The organism is Saccharibacillus brassicae, assembly GCF_006542275.1.
Classification (GTDB): domain Bacteria; phylum Bacillota; class Bacilli; order Paenibacillales; family Paenibacillaceae; genus Saccharibacillus; species Saccharibacillus brassicae.
Genome location: NZ_CP041217.1, coordinates 2,495,732 through 2,510,784 on the forward strand (window position 1 = coordinate 2,495,732; position 15,053 = coordinate 2,510,784).

Here is a 15,053-nt window from a genome sequence, read left to right on the forward strand (position 1 = left end):
CTTTTAGAATAAAAAGATAAAATTATACTTGCGAGTTATTATCACTGTCTAATTTCTTCATGAAAATTTCTAAATAGACTCCATCTGGTAATAAATCTTCATTATTTTTCAATTCTTTTTGCTGCTCATTATTAACATTATAAATAAATAACCGACTTATAGGTCGGCCTTTAGAAATATAAGTTTTTATATTAAAATCCTGTTCTTCAACAAAAGAAAACTGATGCACCCAATCTTCTGTTTTCTTACTCTTATCTCTTACCTTCGTATCTTCTTCTCTTTTTATTTCCTCAATATGCTTATTGTTTTTTCTGAACTTCCAAAACGTAAACGTCATTAAAATTGTAGGAAATCCAAATAAAAATAAGAAATCTAAAGAATTAAAATTTTTGGATAAGAACAAGTATATAAATCCACATATGACTGAAGAACTCCCCCATAACATAGGGAAAACAAGAGTATACAATAACTTGAAGATATCTGTATTTTTGAAAGGAAAACTGGCTTTCCAGCCTTTTCTATAATAGAACAAGGAGACTAAAAGTAAACATGCTATTAATAATACAATTTCTATTAACAATGAAGTCGACATCTTAGCACTCCCCTTCTTTATTCTATTATAAAATAGACTACCAGTTTCTTAGTTTAGAGCTTTATAGTTTCATATTCTATTAACTTCCCATATCTTCTTTAAGCGTAAGCAGAATTTCTCTTAATGCTGGCTTTACATTGTTTTGATCCGTTACTACTAACTTAAACCTAAAACGTTCAAAATCTTCACCCACCGTGAATTCTCCACTATACGTGCCATCAAGAGACTGTAAATCTATTTGCTTATCTGCAAGTTCTCCTTTAATAGTTCTTAAAGAGACCCTAGGGGCTGTTCTTGTTATCTTTTCCTTCGTTCGCTCTGTTAATAATTCAAAAGAAAACTCACAAACTTCGCCCGATCTCAAGGCTTCTTTAGGCGCTTTAGTGAAAAATAAAGCATATTTCTCAGCATATCTTACTTCCAAGGCAAGATATTCAGAATCGAAAGTAATGCTTTTTACATTGTCTCCAATGTTCTCATCTAGTATTGAATCTTCTGGCTTCTTTGTTAGAAGAGAAGTGTTAAAATTCTCTATAGAATAATCATTAGCCCCAAGAAGATTAGTCCAGGCGACTCTTGGGGTTAAAGCTGGCAACTCGTCTTGCCACATTAAAAGGGGAATATCACCTAAGCGAATATTGACAAATTTCACTTCTTCCTTAGGCCCAAATGGATTTTCCGAAAAATATTCTAAGCGTAGCATATTCTCTCGGTCATCCATTAACCTTCCCCAAGCTTTCCCTACAACTTGTTTAGTAGAAGCATCGTAGGTTTCCCATTCTTTTTCTTCTGACGACACTTTATGCGACTCTTGATTATTTGTCGAAGATTCTTCTATGAATCTATAATAAGTGACAGCTTTTGTGCCTAATGTCCGCGTAGAAAAGAAAAGATCTAATCCATCCGGTGTAGCTACAAAATGCGGTTTAGTAAATGGGGCAATAGTATCTATCGATATAGGATAGTCTTTTGTACGAAGAGGTCTTCCATGAATATCCCTACCAAATACTTGTATGTTGTGATGTCCTGAAGAGAGTTTTAACTCTACTGGTTCGCTATATAACTCAAGTGGGCCCTCGTCAACAATATAATAAATAGAAGCAGTTTGATCTTGATTAGTAGAATTAATTCTCATCTTAATTGGTCCGGAAAATACAGGAAGGTAAGAAACCTTTTCTGTATCTTTACACTTTGTAAAGACCGCTTCAATAGTAGGTAGAACCGGCTTTTCAGAAACGATATCCTCTTTGAGTGTTTTTTTCTTACTAATTGTATGCTCATATGAATGACCGTTTCTTTTTCTTAATGTAGATTTCTCTACATCATTAGTTATAGTTAGAGAAACAAATGCTGTCTCTCCTTTTTTCACAGGTAGTGGTTCAAATTTAACTTCTGTAATTTCTTCATCAAAAGCTTGAATCGAAATATCTGCAATACCAGATTCATAAGAAGTGATTTTCACATTGATATCGCTATCCAGATCCTCAGGTATAAACAAATATTTAGACTCTCCTATAGAGAAGTAATTAAGCCTAGGATTAGACGCTAATTCACTTACACCATTTAAGTTAGGATCGAACTGACCTGCGAGGTATTTCCCTTCCTTATCTAAGAAAGTAGGATCTACAGGACACTTAACTCTTGCCATAAATCCTTTCTTAAGATCTGTTTCTCCTGATGCTATTTCAATCCCGTCTGGTTTTTCACCAATACAATTATTCATAGACCACTTAATAAATTGCATGACAGTCGGATGAGACCCTAATTCGTTATGCTGTCCCTGAACAAAGTAAGTTTTGGCCACATGATTAGGAATAGCACTGAACAAAGGTACTACACCATCTCCATTCATAAAGCTGGCATCGGACTTAAAGAATACTCTCCAGTCTACTACGCTATTATCTGGCACTTGATAGAGCGTGGCATACTGGTTTCCTATTAAGCAATCATGTTCAAAACCTTCTGGTAACGGCTCTAACATCGCTTCATGTACGGGTTTTATATACTCTGTCCACACATCAATTTTATCTTCGTTATCTTCAGTAAAGAACTTGTTCACTTTGTCTAATATCTCGCTATATGGCTTTTGCTCTCCGGCATAACTAAGGAAATTTCCGAGCTCGGATTTGAAGTAATACTCGCTAGGCAGCAATTGGAAGGTAGCTGGAAATTGTCTCGCCATTTTTCTTGTTCTTTTATCGTCAAGAAAATCCCCAAATTGAAACCATTTAGGATAGATACCAGGTTCACCATAAGCTAAAGCTTTATAAGCGTCTGGAGCACCATGCCAAGGAGTTCCTAAAGTGATAAGCTTTTTAAGTTGCTTCAAGCAACCGATTCTTTCTAGTTCCAATACAGCAAGCTTTGCAAGCATTCCTCCCATACTATGAGCTACTAGAATTACTTCTTCACCAGCATCACTATAGTTTTTAATTAAGTCTACAAGACCTTTAACATGATAACGAATATCTTGGCGCCAGTCATAACAGTATGTGTCAAAAGACTCACTACCAAACTCATCTAAGATCCCCTTATACACATCTACATGCATAAAATTAAAAGCATGAACTGTCCTAATCAAGTCTCCTGGAACTAACTCATTTTTGAAGTTTAACGTATTCATATCTCTTCGGTTTTTTGGGAACCAAACATTATCCTCGTTGTATATCAGTTCTGTCCCTTTTATACCAGGGACAAACAACATTCTAGGCATCAATAATCCCCCTGCTTGGTTTCCAATTTAGATTCTATATTTATAAAAATAACAAAAACGAGTATAAAAGTATATAAGATGGCTTGCTACAATTGAGAGATACTACTTCCCGTTGCCGTTATTTATGATAAGGTTCCCCCCGATTAATCTTCACCGCCCGATACACCTGCTCCACCAGCACCAGACGCATCAGCTGGTGCGGCAGCGTCATGCGCCCGAAGCACAGCTTCTGCTGGGCGCGCTTCAGGACGTCGTCGCTGATGCCGTGGCTGCCGCCGATCACGAAGACGACGTGGCTGCTGCCGTAGGTGCCCAGTCGGTCGAGCTCGGAGGCGAGGTCCTCGGAACTCCACATCTTGCCGTCCAGCGCCAGAGCGATGACGTGGGCGTCAGGCTTGATGTGGCTCAGGATGCGCTCGCCTTCTTTGTCTTTCACGATCTTCACTTCCGCGTCGCTTAGGGAATCCGGTGCTTTCTCGTCGGGCACTTCGACGATTTGCAGCTTGAGGTACGGCGTCAGCCGTTTGCTGTATTCCGCGATGCCTTGAACGAGGTATTTTTCTTTTAACTTGCCGACTCCGATGATTTGAATGAACATAAGTCCTCCCGATTTCCGTTCGTGATGTGATGCTTTCATTATACGATAGAGTGCGCCTGACAGCGCAAAAAAGACGACCCCCGCGCGTATCCGCCGGTCAGCCGTCTTTTCTTTTCCGATCTGTTCAGCTTTGAACGCCCATCCTGCCCAAGCGCAGTTCCCTACGAGCCTTTCACTTCCAGCAGCTCGTAATGAATCGTGCCCATCGGGGCGTCGACGTTGATCTTCTCGCCGACTTTTTTGCCCATCAGCGCTTTGCCGAGCGGGCTTTCGTACGAGATCTTGCCGTTTGCGACGTCCGCTTCGGCCGGGCCGACCACCTGGTAATCCAGCGTGTCGCCGAACTCGATGTCTTTGAGGACGACGTTCGAACCGACGACGATAATGCCGGAACTGCCGCTGCTCGCTTCCGCGATCCGGGCTTTGATCAGCATTTTCTCCAGCTGCATGATGCGCGTCTCCATGAAAGCCTGGTCGTCCTTGGCCGAATGGTATTCGCTGTTTTCCTTCAGGTCGCCGTAGCTGATCGCGAGCTTGATGCGCGCCGCCAGCTCTTTGCGTTTCACGTATTTAAGGTCGTCGAGCTCCGCCTGGAGCTTGTCGAATCCTTCTTGGGTCAGTACTACCACTTCTTCGTCTGCCATGCTTTTGCTCACCCCACTCGAATAACTTCTCTCCCTAGTGTACCCTTTTTCGCGCCAACAATCGACCCATTGCCAAATTAGGCGCCGAGCGAGCGGTTCGACCACCAGAGCACAAGCGCCATGAGACCGAACAGGATCACGAGCGTGCCGAGCAGCAGCATATGCCATTTGCGGTACATGGACAAGATGGCGACGTACTCGCGGATAAAAGCGTTCGGCAGATAGTAGAAAGCGGTCTTCGACCCAATCCCGTCAGCCTGCAGCCCCGCTTTGCGCGCGTAGACGCCGGCCCGGAACAGGTGGAAGTTGTTGGTCGCGAACACGCACGTGTACTTGCCTGCGCCGCTTTCGGCATCCATGATTTTTTTGGAAAAAGCCATATTCTCCAGCGTGTTCACGGATTGGTCTTCCATACGGATCTGCGCGTCGGGAATGTCCTGTTCCAGCAAGTAATTGCGCATGGCGGCGGCTTCGGAGATGATCTCGTCCGAGCCTTTGCCTCCGGAGACGACGAATACGGGCGGCGTGTAGAGCAGATCTTCCTGCTTGCGGTAAAAAGCGATGCCGCGCTTGAGCCGTCCGGCGAGCAGCGGCGTCACTTTGTCGCCTTTGAGCCCGGCGCCGAGCACGACGATGTAGTCGCGCGGCGCGCGCGGACGCACCAGATTGTACAGCACGCAAGAGACGAGGTAGCACAGGAACACGAAGCCGAAATACGCGGTGACCGCCGTCATCAGGCCGATCGGCAGCGCCAGTTCTTCGCGGTCGGTCCACAGCGGTGAGAACAGCAGCAGTCCGAGGTACGCGAAGATTAGCAGGCCGAGACCGAGCGTGAGCAGGTTTTTCGGTTTGAAGCCTTCTTTTCTCCATAAAATGCGCGCGTTGTAGAGCAGTCCGGCTCCGGTGCCGATAACGAGCAGAGGCAGCAGCACGACGAAGGCCAGCGCGCCGAAGGCGGCGGCATACATGACGGCGGCATTGTCGTCGGCGACCTGGATCACGCTGATCATGAGGGAAAAAGCGAGCAGCAGCAGCCCGGAAGTGAGCAGCATGCCGACGCGGATGCGGCGTTTGTCGCGCAGATAGCTGACGACGAAAGCCAGCAGAATGAGGGCGGTCAGCCCATAGCTAAAAAGGAAGATCATCGGTTGTTAAAGCTCCCTTTCGTCCCGAAGGCCGAACAGGCCGCCTGCAGGCCCGGCATTGCCGGATCATGCGGGCGGCCCCGTCCGTCGGTCGTAGAATATGGAATGCGGTCTACACGACCAGCACGATGGCCGGCTCCTCGCAGTGCGCGCATTGGAGCGGCGGGTCCCAATCGGAAAATTCCGTCTCCTGCAGGTTCACCAGATCCGGCGCTTCCGCGTATTCGTCCAGAAATTGTTCAAGCGCGTTTTCGATATGCTGCTTGCATACACAGTACATGACAGACACTCCCGGTTGTTGGATTTGAAAAAAGAGGGGCGGCGCAAAAAGGAATTATTCGCTCGCTTCCGGACGTTCCCCGAGCGTCACGGTCGCTTTCTGCTTTTTGCCGTCGCGGTAATAGCTGATGCTCATTTTCTCGCCGATCTTTTTGTAGCCGTATAAGTATTTGCGCAGCATGAGCGTCGAATCGATCGACCGGTTGTCGAAGCCGACGATCACGTCGTTGAGCTTGATGCCGGCGTCCTTGGCGGGGCCGAGCGATTCCAGCACGACGACGCCTTTGTCGACGCCGCTCGGCAGCTTGAGCTTGTCGACCTGGTCTTCGGCCATCGGCGCATATGGATTGTTCAGATCGAGCGAGTATACGCCGAGGTAAGGCCGGCTGATCCGTCCGCTCTTGAGCAGCTCACCCGCCGTCGCCATAACCTGATTGACCGGAATGGCGAAGCCGATGCCTTCCACGCCGGTGCTGGCGATCTTCATCGTGTTGATGCCGATCAGGCGGCCGTCGAGGTCGACCAGCGCGCCGCCGCTGTTGCCTTCGTTGATCGCGGCGTCCGTCTGGATCACCTGCTGCTCCCAGTCGTAGACGCCGTCTTCGTTGAGCGAGACGGGCATGATCCGCTTGGGATAACTGACGATGCCGGAGGTCAGCGTATCGCCGAGGCCGAGCGGATTGCCGAGTGCGATCACCGTCTCGCCGAGATCGAGCTGATCCGAATTGCCGATCTTCGCCACGGCCCGGACTTTGCCGGCGTCGACTTCCAGCACGGCGATATCGGTGATGAGATCCGAGCCGACCGCTTTCGCTTTGAGGCGCGTGCCGTCGGTCAGCACCGCTTCCAATTCTTCGGCGCCGGCGATGACATGGTGATTCGTAATGATATACGCTTTGCCGCCCTGCTTCTGGAACACGACGCCCGAACCGAGCGCGGCGTTCTCAAGCGTCGTCTCGCCGGCCGTGCGGTGGTTCACGACGCTGACGACCGCGGGCCGCACGGAAGCGGCGGCCTGCACGATGCGATCGTACGGATCGCCCGAAGACGCCGCCGAAGCCAGCGCGCCCGTGTTCACCCGGGGCAGCACGAATGCGGCAAACAGGCCGCCGAGCAGCAGCACGGTCAGCAGCGAGCCGATGACCGCGCCGAGCACGGCGCTGCCGGCTCCGCCCGGTCTTCGGCCGCGGCCGCTTCTGCCGGAGCCCTGTCGTCCGCGGCGGGTGCCGCGCTCGGCGAAGCCGCTGCTGCGTCCGCTTCCGCCGTAATATTCGTCGTCAAACAGGCTCATGGTCATCCTTCCTTCCATCTATGCACGCCGTCCGCCGCGGGATCGGCCGGTCTGGGACCGGTCGTCCGGAGCGGCAGCTTCGAACTCTCGTTGACTGCGCATGGTCCTCTATCCATTAAACCGTTTGCTTGCCTGCCGACGCCGATTCGTACCCTGCCGCGCTTATTGCATGCTTATTCGCCGCTTTTGCTGCCGACTTCGTCCCACGGCGTCGGCATGTTCCAGTACGTGTCGCGCAGTTCGAATTCGCTGTCCTTGAAAAAGACGCCGCTGTCTTCCATCGAGCAGCGTACCGTCATGCGCGCGATGTCCATCATATTGTGGTCGCGGCTGAGGTGGGCCAGATACGTGCGCTTCAAGCGGCCGTTCAGCAGCTCGCTTAACGCTTCGCCCGCCGCGTTGTTGGACAAGTGGCCGATATCGCTGAGAATCCGCCGCTTGATGTTCCACGGGTAACGCCCCATGCGCAGCATCTCGATATCGTGGTTCGACTCCAGCACGAGCACGTCGGAGTCGTAGATCGCTTCCTTGACGCGGTCGCTCATGTAGCCGAGATCGGTCGCGAGGCTCAGCTTGTGGATGCCGTCGTCGAACGTGTAGCCGACCGGCTCCGCCGCGTCGTGCGAAATGCCGAACGATTCGGCGCGCAGCGAACCGAAATCCGCCGCCGTGCCCGTTTCCAGAATTTTGCGCTGGGCCGGCTCGATCTGCCCGACGTATTTTTTCATCGCTTCCCACGTCTTCTCGTTCGCGTAGATCGGCAGTTTGTACTTGCGCGCAAGCGCCCCTACCCCTTTGACGTGGTCCGTGTGTTCGTGCGTGACGAGGATGCCGCTGAGCTGCTCCGGCGACACGTCGCGTTCACGCAGCAGGTCTTCCACCCTTCTCGCGCTAAGCCCCGCGTCGACGAGCAGCGTCGTGCCGCCCAGCTCGATCACCGTGGCGTTGCCCGTCGATCCGCTCGACAATACGGTAAAACGCATTCCCATACTCATTGATAATCTCCTTCTCTCCGCTGCTCAGGGACTGATAACGTCTCCGCTTGCTCCCTGCACGTAGTACACGCTGTATGAAGGGTTCGCGTCGCTCTCGATCGTGAAGCGCCACACCGGCGCCGCCACCTGCGTCTGCGAATCGAACGTCTGGCCGTAGAAGCCCAGCACGATCTCCTTCACCACCGCGCCTTCGGGCAGGTAATTCTCGATCAGCGTGCCGAGCGCCTTCTGCGCGGGCAGCACTTCCGTCTCGCCGCCGGCTCCCTGGATATCGACCGGGGCGCCGCGGTAAGCGGTAATCTTCTGATCGGTATAAAAAAGTTCCAGACTTGCGTTGAACAGCGGCCACTGCCGCTCGAACAGCGGATGCAGCGTGAACGAGCCGTCCCCGCTGCCGCCCGCCGCAAAAGCGTCGTAGCTGTACGTCCCGATCTGCGGGATCTCGTTTTTCAAAGCCGAAGCCAGGTCGTTCGGCGCGAAGATCAGCTTGCTGTCGGCCGGAACTTCCAGCTGCACCGGTTCGCTCGAAGCCTGGCGGACGTAGCGGTACGAGATCTTCGGCAGGCTCGGCGTATCGGCCGGGATCGAAGTCAGCACCTGGATATTCTTCTCTTCCATCGCGCGCTGCGTGCTCTCGCTCAGCGAGCCGAAGCCGAGGCTTACGCCCTGCTGCTCGCGGAAGTCGTTCCAGAGCTGGTAGCCCAGCACCAGATTCAGCAGCAGAAACGCATAGATCAATACGTTCTTCGCCCTTCCCCAATCCAAGTCCACTCTCCCCCTTTCGCCCGGCCGCCCGATGCGGCGGTTCGCCGCCTCAACTGCCGCTTGCTCTTGCTGCCGAAGCCCAGCCTAGCTGAACGTCGCGATCGATCCGTCCGTCAGCACGGCCACCCAGCCCGGCACGAGCCGCAGCGTATCGCCGTTCATGCGCGGCGTGTACGCCGGGTACAGATCGACGACCTTGCGGCCGTGCACGTCCTCGATATTCGTGATGCGGTCGATCAGCATCTGCCCGCCGGGCAGCGTATACTGCGGACCCTGCTTCCCGACGTCCGCCGTCTCCAGCAGCGACCGCTCGTAGAACGAGACGGTGCCCTGCTGCAAAATCAGGTTCATGAAGCCGTAGCGCACGCTGCCGCTGCCGAGAATCGGCAGCGAGCCGTAATACTGCTGGAACCGGACGCTGAAATCGGAATCGTTGTCCGAATTGCCGCCGCCCGGCAGTTCGGCGCGGTAGCGCCCGTTCCAGCCGCCGTGCTGGTTGACGAAGTCGACGGCCGACAGTACGCTTTCGGTCGCGTCCGCTTCGATCGCCGGCGCGGCGGCCGGATCGGTATAGGTCATCCAGCGCGCCTCGTCTTCGATCTGGAGGCTGCGCTTGCTGTCGGTGTAGATCTCCGAACCGTCCTGTTCGTGAATGTTGCGCGTCACGGCCGGATCGGCGAACAGGTTGCGCTGCATCTGGTCGCTCGTGAACGAGTCGGTCTCCAGCACCGCTTCCGCCAGCACGATCGGCTTGGACGGCACGTACAGCGTATGCTTGTCCAGCGGCGTGTACGGCGTCCATTCTTCGCCGAACGCCACGTGCTGCAGCACGTCCTGCACCGTCAGGTCCAGCTGCTTCGCCTCGTACACGTCCCGGCCGTCGGCACTGAAGAAGAAGGCGCGCGGCTTCTCGTCACCGCGGCCGGTGTAGATCCAGATCCGGTCGATATCCGCCGTCTCGAACGCCGCGTCCGCGGACAGCCGCATCGTTTTTTGCAGCAGTGGCACCGGCAGGCCGGTTCCGAACGACAGCTCGATGCCCGGATTGTCGGCCGCGATCTTCGCCCAATCCGCTCCCGAGACCAGCTGCACCTGAAACGCGGCGAAGTCGCGTGCCTGAATGCGCGCGTAGATCAGCTTGTAAAAAGCCGAATCCGGATAGAAAATCGTATGCTTGTCTTCGCCCATATGAATGATCATGCGGTCGGGATACAGCGTATCCTCGACGCTTCGCAGCTCGCCCATCTCGTCGGTCCGGACGTAGCCGGCCGACGAGACGACGACCGAACCCGTGCCGGGCAGCCGATAGATCAGCAGGTAGCTCTGCACGAGACTGACGGCGACGAGCACGGTCAGCACCGCCGTTTTGAGCCGTTCTTTCACTTATTCGCCGCCTCCTTCCGCATAGGCGGGCAGCGTGAACGTCACGCGCGTGCCCTGCCCGAGCTCCGATTCGATCGCGATATCGCCGCCGTGCGCCTCCACGATCTCGCGCGCGATGGCAAGCCCCAGCCCGGTGCCTCCCATTCCGCGCGAGCGCGCTTTGTCGACGCGGTAGAACCGCTCGAAGATCCGGCCCAGCTCTTCCTTCGGGATGCCGATGCCGGTATCCGACACGACGACCGCATAGCGCAGACCGTCTTCGAGCCGGTAGGCGTCCAGCGTCACTTCGCCGCCTTCGGTCGTGTATTTCATCGCGTTCGACACGACGTTGTCGAGCACCTGGTCGATCTGGTCGCGATCGACGTTGACCGTGCCGAGATCCGGCGAAGCCTTCAGCCGGATGCCGATGCCTTTGCCCTGCAGCGGGAACATGAAGCGTTCCGCCACTTCCTCGACCAGTTCGAACAGGTCCGCCTTTTTGCGGCGCAGCGCCGTCTCCTTGGAATCCATGCGCGACAGCTGAAGCAGGTCCGTGACGAGCCGGATCATGCGCTCCGTCTCGTTCTGGATAACGCCGACGAAGCGTCCGGCCACGGCCCGGTCGTCCAGCGCGCCGTCTTCGAGCGCTTCGGTATAACTCTTGATCGTCGTGAGCGGCGTGCGCAGCTCGTGCGACACGTTGGCGACGAATTCCCGCCGCAGCGTGTCGAGCCGTTCCTGCTCGGTAATATCCTGCAGCACCGCGATCGTGCCGCTGACGCCGACTTCCGTGCCGCTCTCGCGGCGGTGGATCGGGCTGAGCGTCGCCTTGATCGTCAGGTCTTCGCGCCCGCCCGGGCCTCCGGGCGAATCCGGCGTGCCTCCGCTGCCGCCCAGAATGATGCTGCGCAGCCCGGCGGACGGCAGTTCTTCGTCGTCTTCGGGCAGGTCGAGCAGCCCGGAGATGCCGCGGCCGATAATATCGGCTTCGCGCATGCCGAGCATGGCGCTCGCGACCCGGTTGACGAGAATGACCGAGCCGGATTCGTCGGCCGCGATCACCCCGTCGCTCATATTCGTCAGAATCGAAGACAGCTTCTCTTTCTCTTCTTCGTTGAGCGCCAGCACGCCCTGCAGGCGGCTCGTCATATGGTTGAACGCTTCGCCGAGCTGGCCGATCTCGTCGCTGCCGAATACCGGCATCCGCACGTGGAACCGCCCTTCGGCGACCGCGGTCGCCCGCTTGGTCATCTCCTTGATCGGCTGCGTGACCGTATGCGCCAGAATGACGCCGAGCACGGCCGTCAGGCAGAGCGCGATCAGCACGCCGGAGATGAAGATGCCGTTGATACGCTGCATCGTGTCGTACAGGCTCTGCATCGAAGCGACGATATAGATCGCGCCGACGATCTTGCCGGCGCTGACGACCGGCTTGGCGACGACCTTTTTGCGGACGTTGTCTTCGTCGATAATATATTCTTCGTTATCGTCGATGCCCTGCAGCGCACGGCTGACGACGGTCTGCGTGTTTTTGCTGTTCACGAGATCCGCGTGCGTCGACAGCGACGTGATCAGCACGCGGCCGCTGACGTCGAGCACCTGGATCTCGCCGCTGCTCATGCTGGAGAAGTTGTCGACGAGCGTCCGCAGGCTCGCGGTCTTGTCCTCGGCCGCTTCCCCGCTGCCCGTCCAGTTCTGTCCCGCCAGAACGGACAGCAGTTCGGCCTGTTCCTTGAGGTCGTTCGTGAAATTGTTCGTCAGCGACGTCTTCATCGCGCTGACGAAATAGACGCCGATCAGCTGCATCGCGATCAGGATCAGCAGCATGTAGACGATGATCAGCTTCGCCTGCACGGAACGGAAAAAAGCGGCTCCGCGAAACATGGCCTAAAATCCTCCCGGCTTGTTCGAACGCATCATGTAGCCGAGGCCCCGGCGCGTCAAAATGTATTCCGGCTTGCTCGGATCGTCTTCGATCTTCTCGCGCAGGCGCCGGATGGTCACGTCGACCGTGCGCACGTCGCCGAAATATTCGAAGCCCCACACCGCCTGAAGCAGATGTTCGCGCGTCATGACTTTGCCCGCGTTTTTGCCCATGTAATACACCAGCTCGTATTCGCGGTGCGTCAGGTCGAGCGGCTCGCCGTTCTTGTACACCATATACATATCCGTATCGATAAAAAGGGCATCCACGGTCAGTCCCTGCCGCTGCTGCGGCTGCGCACCCGTGCCCGGATGCAGCGCCGCGCCCGGCTGGTGGCGGCGCATCTGCGCTTTGACCCGGGCCAGCAGTTCGCGCGTGCTGAACGGCTTGGTGACGTAATCGTCCGCGCCCAGCTCCAGCCCCAGCACTTTGTCGATCTCGCCGTCCTTGGCGGTCAGCATGATGATCGGCACCGGCAGTTGGGTCCGCACTTCGCGGCAGACGTCCATGCCGTCCTTGCCGGGCAGCATCAGATCCAGCAGGATCAGGTCCGGCTTCTCGCTCAGCGCAAGTTCCACCGCCCGAATGCCGTCGAACGCGCAGATGACCTCGTAGCCTTCTTTTTCCAGATTGAATTTTAAAATATCCGCAATCGGCTGCTCGTCGTCCACAACCAGGATTTTGCCCTGCATTTCGATTGGCCCCCTTGCTCGATTCCCCGTTCTTCTCGGGATCTTTCCCGGGGATATCTTCGTTATTTTACCATAGGAGACGGGAAAAAGCGCCGCCGGGAAAGGTCCGGAGGCGCTTAATATCCGAGAACGTGACATTCAAAACCGGAAGGCGCATAGGCGCCGGAGGAAGATCCGTTCCGGTCGCTGGTTGAAATCGGGAAGCTGGATGAGGCTGAGGTGGAGGCTTCCCGATTTCAAAGGCGAACGCTTCGCTCCTCCACGGACTTCCTCCTCTGCCTTGGCAGCCTCCACAATGACAACCTTCCGGGCATACAAAGCCCCTCGCCCGCAGCCCTTTTAAGGCAAATAGGACAACGGGTTTTCCGGCGAGCCGTTTTTGCGGATCTCGAAATGCAGATGCGTGCCGGTGGAGCGGCCGGTGTTGCCCATTACGCCGATCGACTCGCCGCGGGAGACGGACTGGCCGACGCTCGCGTTGATAACGCTCAGGTGGCCGTAGCGGGTCTCGAAGCCGTCGCCGTGGCTGACGATGACGATATTGCCGTAGCCGCTCATCTGGCCGGCGTACGTGACGGTACCCGGTGCGGACGCCTTAATCGTCGACGGACCGGTCAGGTCGATTCCGGCGTGCATCTTGCCCCAGCGCTTGCCGAACGTGCTGGAGATCGAAGCGCCGCTGACGGGCCAGCTGAAGCCGCTGCCGCCGGACGTCACTTCTTCCTGATCGTCGCGGTCCGAAGACGATTCGGAAGACGATTCGGACGAAGACGACGGGTCCGGCTCGGAAGACCGGGACTGTTCGCGGTCGGACGAAGAGTCTTCCGCGCTTCGTTCGGCCGATTGTTCCGGCTGCGGAGCTTGTTCTACGACCGGCTTTTCTTCGACGATCTCTTTGGTTCCCTTGACGATGACGATCGGCGCGGAGCGGCGAACGACTTCCTGGCCGACCCACGCTTCGCGCACGATCTCGCCGTTTTCTTTGGTCAGGCGGTAATCGACGCGCTTCGCTCCGCTTTTGCCGGGAGAAGCGACGATTCGTTTGCCCGCGGCCAGATCAGAATTGCGGCGAATGACGAGTTCCGGCGCGGTCGGAATGATCTCCGAGACGGATTCGACCGTCGTGACGGTGATCGCCGGGTCCGGCAGCGTAATGCGAAGTTCTTGGCCGATCTGGAGCGTGAACTCCTTAATATCGGTGTTGTTCGCGTAGAGGTCGTCCTGCGTGATACCGAACCTTGCCGCGATCGAGCTGACGGTATCGCCTTCGGCGACCGTATAGGTCACCGGATCTTTTTGCCCGACTGTCAGCAGTTTGTACGCTTCTTCTTCGGTCAGCAGACGCGTCGGCGACGTCTCGGTCTGGCTGTACGCGATCTTCTCGTTGATCTTGATCGAATTCAGCTTGGACGTCGACGCGTCGGCCGACGCGGAACGGCCGGTCGACGCCAGACGTTTGGTCGCGGCGCCCGCCGTCTGCGTGCCCTGCTTGATATACGACTTTTCGGCTTTGCGGACGAGCTTTTTGGCGGTCTGCTCGTCTTTGACGATGCCGATCGTTTTGCCGTCCACAACCAGCTCGACGCCGGTAGCGTAAGCTTTGATCGTGCCTTCGAGCTTGCGCAGCGTCTCTTCGGTCTCCGGCACGACTTTGTAGCCTTCGGCCTGCTCGGCCCGGATGTTCGCCGTGAACAGCTTCATGTCCGCGTTCGGATATTTGGCCGCGAACTCCGCGCGTTTCTTCGCGATCAGCTCGTCAAGCTGGGTTCGATCGGCGATCGTCCCGACGATCGTATCTCCGGAATACACGTTATAATAAGGCAGCGTATGCGCTTCTACGTATTTGAATCCGCCGAAGGTCAGTCCGCCTGCCAGCACGGCACCGCCCACGATTCCCGCTGTCCAGCGGCGAATCTTCCCCGGCTTTCCCCCTGCCAAGACGACCTTGCTCCCCTGCTGCATTTCCGACTGCTCGGAGGATGCGGCTTCGACTCGGCTGTTGTTGTTCGGACTCTCCATGTTCTTCGATCTTCTCCTTTGCCTCGCAGACTAA

The 15,053-nt window shown here is 55.4% G+C and carries 13 protein-coding genes; all 13 read right to left on the reverse strand.

Translation table 11 applies throughout. The features are described 5' to 3' along the window. Positions 1-22: 22 nt before the first annotated feature. Positions 23-592 (reverse strand): hypothetical protein, encoded by a 570-nt coding sequence (locus tag FFV09_RS10400; protein ID WP_141447772.1) that lies wholly within the window; start codon positions 590-592, stop codon positions 23-25. Between the two features lie 79 nt (positions 593-671). Next, positions 672-3,305: a lipase/acyltransferase domain-containing protein gene (locus FFV09_RS10405; protein ID WP_141447773.1), complete on the reverse strand. Its 2,634-nt coding sequence runs from the start codon at positions 3,303-3,305 to the stop codon at positions 672-674. A 118-nt stretch (positions 3,306-3,423) separates the two neighbouring features. Beyond that, positions 3,424-3,903: a 23S rRNA (pseudouridine(1915)-N(3))-methyltransferase RlmH gene (gene rlmH, locus FFV09_RS10410; RefSeq protein ID WP_141447774.1), complete on the reverse strand. Its 480-nt coding sequence runs from the start codon at positions 3,901-3,903 to the stop codon at positions 3,424-3,426. Between the two features lie 161 nt (positions 3,904-4,064). Beyond that, on the reverse strand, positions 4,065-4,547 hold the full coding sequence (gene greA, locus FFV09_RS10415; RefSeq protein ID WP_141447775.1) for a transcription elongation factor GreA: 483 nt from the start codon (positions 4,545-4,547) through the stop codon (positions 4,065-4,067). A gap of 77 nt (positions 4,548-4,624) precedes the next feature. Then, positions 4,625-5,692 carry a YdcF family protein gene (locus tag FFV09_RS10420; RefSeq protein WP_141447776.1) on the reverse strand — a complete coding sequence of 356 codons (1,068 nt, stop codon included), beginning with the start codon at positions 5,690-5,692 and terminating at the stop codon, positions 4,625-4,627. Between the two features lie 112 nt (positions 5,693-5,804). After that, the gene (locus FFV09_RS10425; RefSeq protein WP_141447777.1) at positions 5,805-5,972 is read right to left on the reverse strand and encodes a CxxH/CxxC protein; all 168 of its coding nucleotides are present in this window, start codon (positions 5,970-5,972) and stop codon (positions 5,805-5,807) included. Positions 5,973-6,026: 54 nt separating this feature from the next. Beyond that, positions 6,027-7,262, reverse strand: a complete 1,236-nt coding sequence (locus tag FFV09_RS10430) for a S1C family serine protease (protein ID WP_141447778.1) — start codon at positions 7,260-7,262, stop codon at positions 6,027-6,029. Positions 7,263-7,435: 173 nt separating this feature from the next. Next, a complete protein-coding gene (locus FFV09_RS10435) occupies positions 7,436-8,251 on the reverse strand; it encodes an MBL fold metallo-hydrolase (RefSeq protein ID WP_141450425.1) in 816 nt (271 codons plus the stop codon). A 30-nt stretch (positions 8,252-8,281) separates the two neighbouring features. After that, positions 8,282-9,022: a two-component system regulatory protein YycI gene (gene yycI, locus FFV09_RS10440; RefSeq protein ID WP_141447779.1), complete on the reverse strand. Its 741-nt coding sequence runs from the start codon at positions 9,020-9,022 to the stop codon at positions 8,282-8,284. A gap of 84 nt (positions 9,023-9,106) precedes the next feature. Then, a complete protein-coding gene (locus tag FFV09_RS10445; RefSeq protein WP_141447780.1) occupies positions 9,107-10,405 on the reverse strand; it encodes a YycH family regulatory protein in 1,299 nt (432 codons plus the stop codon). Next, positions 10,406-12,268, reverse strand: coding sequence for a cell wall metabolism sensor histidine kinase WalK (gene walK, locus FFV09_RS10450; protein WP_141447781.1), 1,863 nt, complete (start codon positions 12,266-12,268; stop codon positions 10,406-10,408). A 3-nt stretch (positions 12,269-12,271) separates the two neighbouring features. Further along, positions 12,272-13,000 (reverse strand): response regulator YycF, encoded by a 729-nt coding sequence (gene yycF / locus FFV09_RS10455; protein ID WP_141447782.1) that lies wholly within the window; start codon positions 12,998-13,000, stop codon positions 12,272-12,274. Positions 13,001-13,339: 339 nt separating this feature from the next. Then, positions 13,340-15,019, reverse strand: a complete 1,680-nt coding sequence (locus FFV09_RS10460; RefSeq protein WP_141447783.1) for a M23 family metallopeptidase — start codon at positions 15,017-15,019, stop codon at positions 13,340-13,342. Positions 15,020-15,053 lie beyond the last annotated feature (34 nt).

Coding starts and splice junctions, on each gene's coding strand:
- FFV09_RS10420 (WP_141447776.1), bottom strand. CDS start 5,692: ATGATCTTCCTTTTTAGCTATGGGCTGACCGCCCTCATTCTGCTGGCT.
- FFV09_RS10400 (WP_141447772.1), bottom strand. CDS start 592: ATGTCGACTTCATTGTTAATAGAAATTGTATTATTAATAGCATGTTTA.
- FFV09_RS10460 (WP_141447783.1), bottom strand. CDS start 15,019: ATGGAGAGTCCGAACAACAACAGCCGAGTCGAAGCCGCATCCTCCGAG.
- FFV09_RS10425 (WP_141447777.1), bottom strand. CDS start 5,972: ATGTACTGTGTATGCAAGCAGCATATCGAAAACGCGCTTGAACAATTT.
- walK (WP_141447781.1), bottom strand. CDS start 12,268: ATGTTTCGCGGAGCCGCTTTTTTCCGTTCCGTGCAGGCGAAGCTGATC.
- yycF (WP_141447782.1), bottom strand. CDS start 13,000: ATGCAGGGCAAAATCCTGGTTGTGGACGACGAGCAGCCGATTGCGGAT.
- FFV09_RS10435 (WP_141450425.1), bottom strand. CDS start 8,251: ATGGGAATGCGTTTTACCGTATTGTCGAGCGGATCGACGGGCAACGCC.
- FFV09_RS10430 (WP_141447778.1), bottom strand. CDS start 7,262: ATGAGCCTGTTTGACGACGAATATTACGGCGGAAGCGGACGCAGCAGC.
- FFV09_RS10405 (WP_141447773.1), bottom strand. CDS start 3,305: ATGCCTAGAATGTTGTTTGTCCCTGGTATAAAAGGGACAGAACTGATA.
- rlmH (WP_141447774.1), bottom strand. CDS start 3,903: ATGTTCATTCAAATCATCGGAGTCGGCAAGTTAAAAGAAAAATACCTC.
- greA (WP_141447775.1), bottom strand. CDS start 4,547: ATGGCAGACGAAGAAGTGGTAGTACTGACCCAAGAAGGATTCGACAAG.